The 4,146-nt window shown below is 44.3% G+C and carries 3 protein-coding genes and 1 pseudogene; all 4 read right to left on the minus strand.

Annotation, left to right across the window (positions count from 1 at the left end):
• Positions 1-191, minus strand: a pseudogene (locus AC1DPZ_RS23235) (ATP-binding protein); the annotation flags it as partial.
• A gap of 28 nt (positions 192-219) precedes the next feature.
• Entirely contained in the window at positions 220-2,274 is a 2,055-nt protein-coding gene (locus tag AC1DPZ_RS23240) for a glucosidase family protein (protein WP_477407932.1), read from the minus strand.
• 26 nt (positions 2,275-2,300) lie between these two features.
• The gene (locus AC1DPZ_RS23245; RefSeq protein ID WP_477407934.1) at positions 2,301-3,902 is read right to left on the minus strand and encodes a glycoside hydrolase family 28 protein; all 1,602 of its coding nucleotides are present in this window, start codon (positions 3,900-3,902) and stop codon (positions 2,301-2,303) included.
• Between the two features lie 2 nt (positions 3,903-3,904).
• Positions 3,905-4,146: glycoside hydrolase family 88 protein (locus AC1DPZ_RS23250; RefSeq protein WP_477407936.1), on the minus strand; the 242-nt coding region annotated here is incomplete at its 5' end.

The raw sequence follows: 4,146 nt of genomic DNA on the forward strand, positions 1-4,146 counted from the left end.
GCGTTAGGGTTTCCATCAATCTCTGATACATATAATATGCCTTTTTTAAAATCCGGCAAAACTGATTCGGGAACCCTTATAATCGTATCCGTTTCCCAAAGCTTTTCCAGTTGGTGTGTTTGGGCATTACTGTCATAAACAGTAATTATCATTAAAACAGGCAGGATGTATTTAAAAAGTTTGCTCATCATAGTTATATTATTTATTGGTTATTGCTACTTATAAAGTGACCGCTTGTGTACCTCCATCATTTAATTTGTATTGGATGGTTTTGCTACCCTCTGTTATGGTAATATTTAACTTCTCTTTATTCAACCTCGATATTTTAAGGTTGAACACTTGCCCAAATGAATGAATATTATTTAGCGCCATTTCATTCCAGCCATTTGGCAGCCGCGGCGTGCAGTTAAAGCTGTTAAAGCCTGTTGGCCGCATACCAAATAAGCCTTCGGTGAATATTCTGCAGTAAAGTCCACTCTCGGCAGATAGATGCCTTTGGTTACCTTCGGGATAGGCTTCTACCGGATAGGGCACGTGCTCCCCTAACAACCTCCTGCGCGAATAATAGCGCAGGTAGTCCATTGCTTTTTCTGTTTTGCCAGCCTGCAATACACCGCGAAGCGCATACAGGGTTGAGCGGTCCCAAAAGGTTTCTTTGCCTGCCTCGGTAGCTAATCCGTCAGCCGTCCATAAGCGGGGCGAAAACAACGCATTGATGGTTCCTTCGCTCCTGTCTAAAATACCCATGGTAAGGGGCAGGCAGATCCAGGCACGCAGTACATCATTGGTTTCGTAGTATTTATAGGTTTTAAAGCCTTCTATGGTTGTCCCGAAATATTTTTCGATATTACTTTTTAGCGTTGCGGCTTGTTTTAAATACTCCTCTGTTTGTGTTTTTGGCTGATGCAATTGTTTGCCAAGATAAGCCGCCGATATCAGCGCGTCATAATAAAGGCTATTGGTTGACAGGTTGGCTTTACCTGATGGAAAGCGGCCTTCCAGCTCATCATGATCTGAAGTAACTACGCCCTGGTCATTTAATTTCCGGTGACTATATTCCAGGCACCAGGTAATGAGCGGCCACAATACTTTTGCAGAGTCGGGGCGACCATAGGTTAATGCATACCGCGAAGCGCCATAGGCAATCATGGCCTGATCGCCACGGTCACCGGCGCCTTTCCATACAGCGTCACCTTCGGCAACTATAGAGCTGGGTATGGGTTTGTACTCCGGGTTCATATACCTGGCAAACAAGCGGTAACAGGTCATGGCCGACAGGTTGCCGATACTATCTCCCGAAAACGCGAAGAAAGGGCTAATATACTCGGCCTGGTCATTTGCCCAGATGGCGGCATAGTATGCCAGCCCGCCCGGCCCATGCAGGTAGCCTGCTTTGGTTTTGTAAATACTCTCTGTTCCCCTGATTTTGGCAAAGGAGAACGCAGTATTCAATAAAGTGTCGGGTGTTTTTAATTGCAGCGGCGATAAAATTGTATTTACACGGTTTTCACGGGCTTTTTCTTCTGCATCTGCATTAACCGCAATGGGCTGACCGGGAAAATCTGTTGCCAAATAATAAACCGCGAAAGTTGTATGCTCACCAGGTTGCACTATACGGCTGCCATTATTTGCAGATCCCATGATGATGGAATGGGGCCTTACTTTACTTTTAAGGCTATCCGTCCTGACCTCATGCCGCAGATATTCCATGGAAATGGTGACCGGCTTATCGGTAATATTAGTAAATACAAACTTTTCAATAACCATAGGTTTATCCACCGATGGAAAAATACTCCGTTCAATTTTTACCAGCGCCGGGTTGCTTGTTGTCGCCTCAATCCRCATAATGCCTTTGTGGCTGATGCTTTTGATGTTGTACGACAGATCGCCCGATTTTTTCCCGCTGGTCAGGTCAGTTTTTAACTGCCGGTTATTAATGTAAAACCGGGGCAGCCCGCTATCCTGAAAAGTATAATCAATATGTGTACGGGTACCATCGGGCAGCGTCCTGAATGTTGGAAACACCACCGTTCGTAAAATAGACGATCTGCCAGCGCTATCTAACCCATACTGAACCCAAACGGATACCTTTTCTCCCGACATTTCTATATGATCTGTATGCGGTAACCTGCCATTGATGGTCCATTTGATACTTCCATCGGGTTGGATGGCCCATCGGTCGGTTTGCTTAGGTAAAGCACTCTGCTGGGCATAAAGCCTGCAGGGCAGTAGAAAAACTAAGCCTAAAAATACTTTGCAAATATTTGCCTTCATTTGATATTGATCATCAGTGTGTTATTCTAATCCAAAACAGCTGTTCCCGCTTTCAAATCAGCAGATAGCTCAACTTTTTTTTGTATGCCGGGGATTTTATTTTCCAGGATATGTACATCACGGCTTGCATTGCCCTCAACACGCACAAACGCATCCGCAGATCCGGCTACGGTGGTATTATTTATGTGGGACCCGGCAACATTCTCTAACCTTATTACGGCCTGGGCTCCGGTAGTTTCGGGAATGATGCAGGAATTAAGCTCTATATTTTTCCCATCTTCACAGACGATGGCTGGCCGAAGATCATTATGGCTTAGGGTGAATTTTACATTACTAACCTTTAGTCCATCCACATGCCTGGCCCAAACACCGTAGGCCGGTACCAACGGACCAAATGTTTTTACTTCGGGATATTTATCAATGGCCTCGGGCACAACCTGCCTGGCATTCTCATTACTTCCGCCGCCTGCAAGGTTTATCTCTATGTTTTCTAATACCAGGTTTTTAATGTTATGCCCGGGGATACCCGTTACCAGGATACCCGATGGTGGCATCAGCTGTGCATTATCTGCCGCTTTTGCTTTTACATTTTTGATGGTTACGTTTTCAAGCGTCCCTATAGGTTGCTGACTATCCTGATCTTTGCGGAATACACTTAACCTGGCACCCAAACGAATGAGTATAGGCGTTTTTACCTCAACCATGCTAATATCGCTGATTAGGACATTCCTGATATTTGCACCATCAACCGAAAGTAGCTTGATACCGCCATTGGCTGTATCATAAATATAACATTGTGATATGTTGATGTTCTCAAATGCTGCCATGGATTCAGTTCCGATCTTGATTGCTCCCTGGCCGCTTTTTAATCGCAACCCCGAAACAACGATGTTTTTACAGGCCATTTTACTCGATGTTGTTTTAAAACACAAAGCATCATCGCCGCTTTCCACATCACAATCCTTAATAGTAACATCCTGGCAGCCATCTATATCCATGCCATCATTGTGTGCTATGCCCCTGCTTACAATTTTCACATTTTTAATGCTCACTTGTTTGCATTGAAAGTAATGCGATGTCCAGGCTGCGGCATAATTTAAGGTAATACCATTTAAAGCAACATTTTGACAGCGTACAATACGCAATAAAAACGGCCGCCTGCCCCAGCGCTGCGATTCGGCACGTGTATCGGTTAATATTTGCTGCGCTTTCAGTTTTGATCCCTGGCCATCAATGGTACCCTCGCCCGCTATGCCTATATTTTTTTTATCAACGGCTACAACCAGTGCCCAGCCAACACTTATGCCAAGCCCATCCACAAACGGGTCAAGATTTTTATAATCGTTAACATCGGTGCTGCCTAATAAAACAGCACCTTTGTTTAGCTGCAGTGTAATATTATCATTCAGTGCAATTGTACCTGTTAAAAACACTCCCGAAGGAATAACAACTTTACCACCACCGCTTTTATAACAAGCGTCAATTGCTTTTTGAATAGCCGCTGTATTTAATGTTGTGCCGTTGCCTACGGCACCGTAAGCGGTGATATCCACATTGGCAGCAAACAAACTTAAATTACATGCTACTGTAAGGATAATACCCAACAATAGCCTGGTTAACTTGTACATGGTTATTTTTTCCTTTCTGCTTTAAGCATTTCGGTTCCGGCCAATAATAAGGCTCCTAAACCATGTGTATCGTTTAGCTCGGTTGGCCTGGTGTAATAAAACTTAATATCGGTATCCATGTTTGTCCCAATGCAAACATCCTGCAATTCTCCGCCGGCTGTAATTTTGGTTTTTAACCCATCCCATCCTTCGCGGGCTATAGCTAAATATTTTTCATTGATCCAGCCCTGGTTTACTGCACGGG

The organism is Mucilaginibacter sp. P4_G9 (assembly GCF_056400985.1).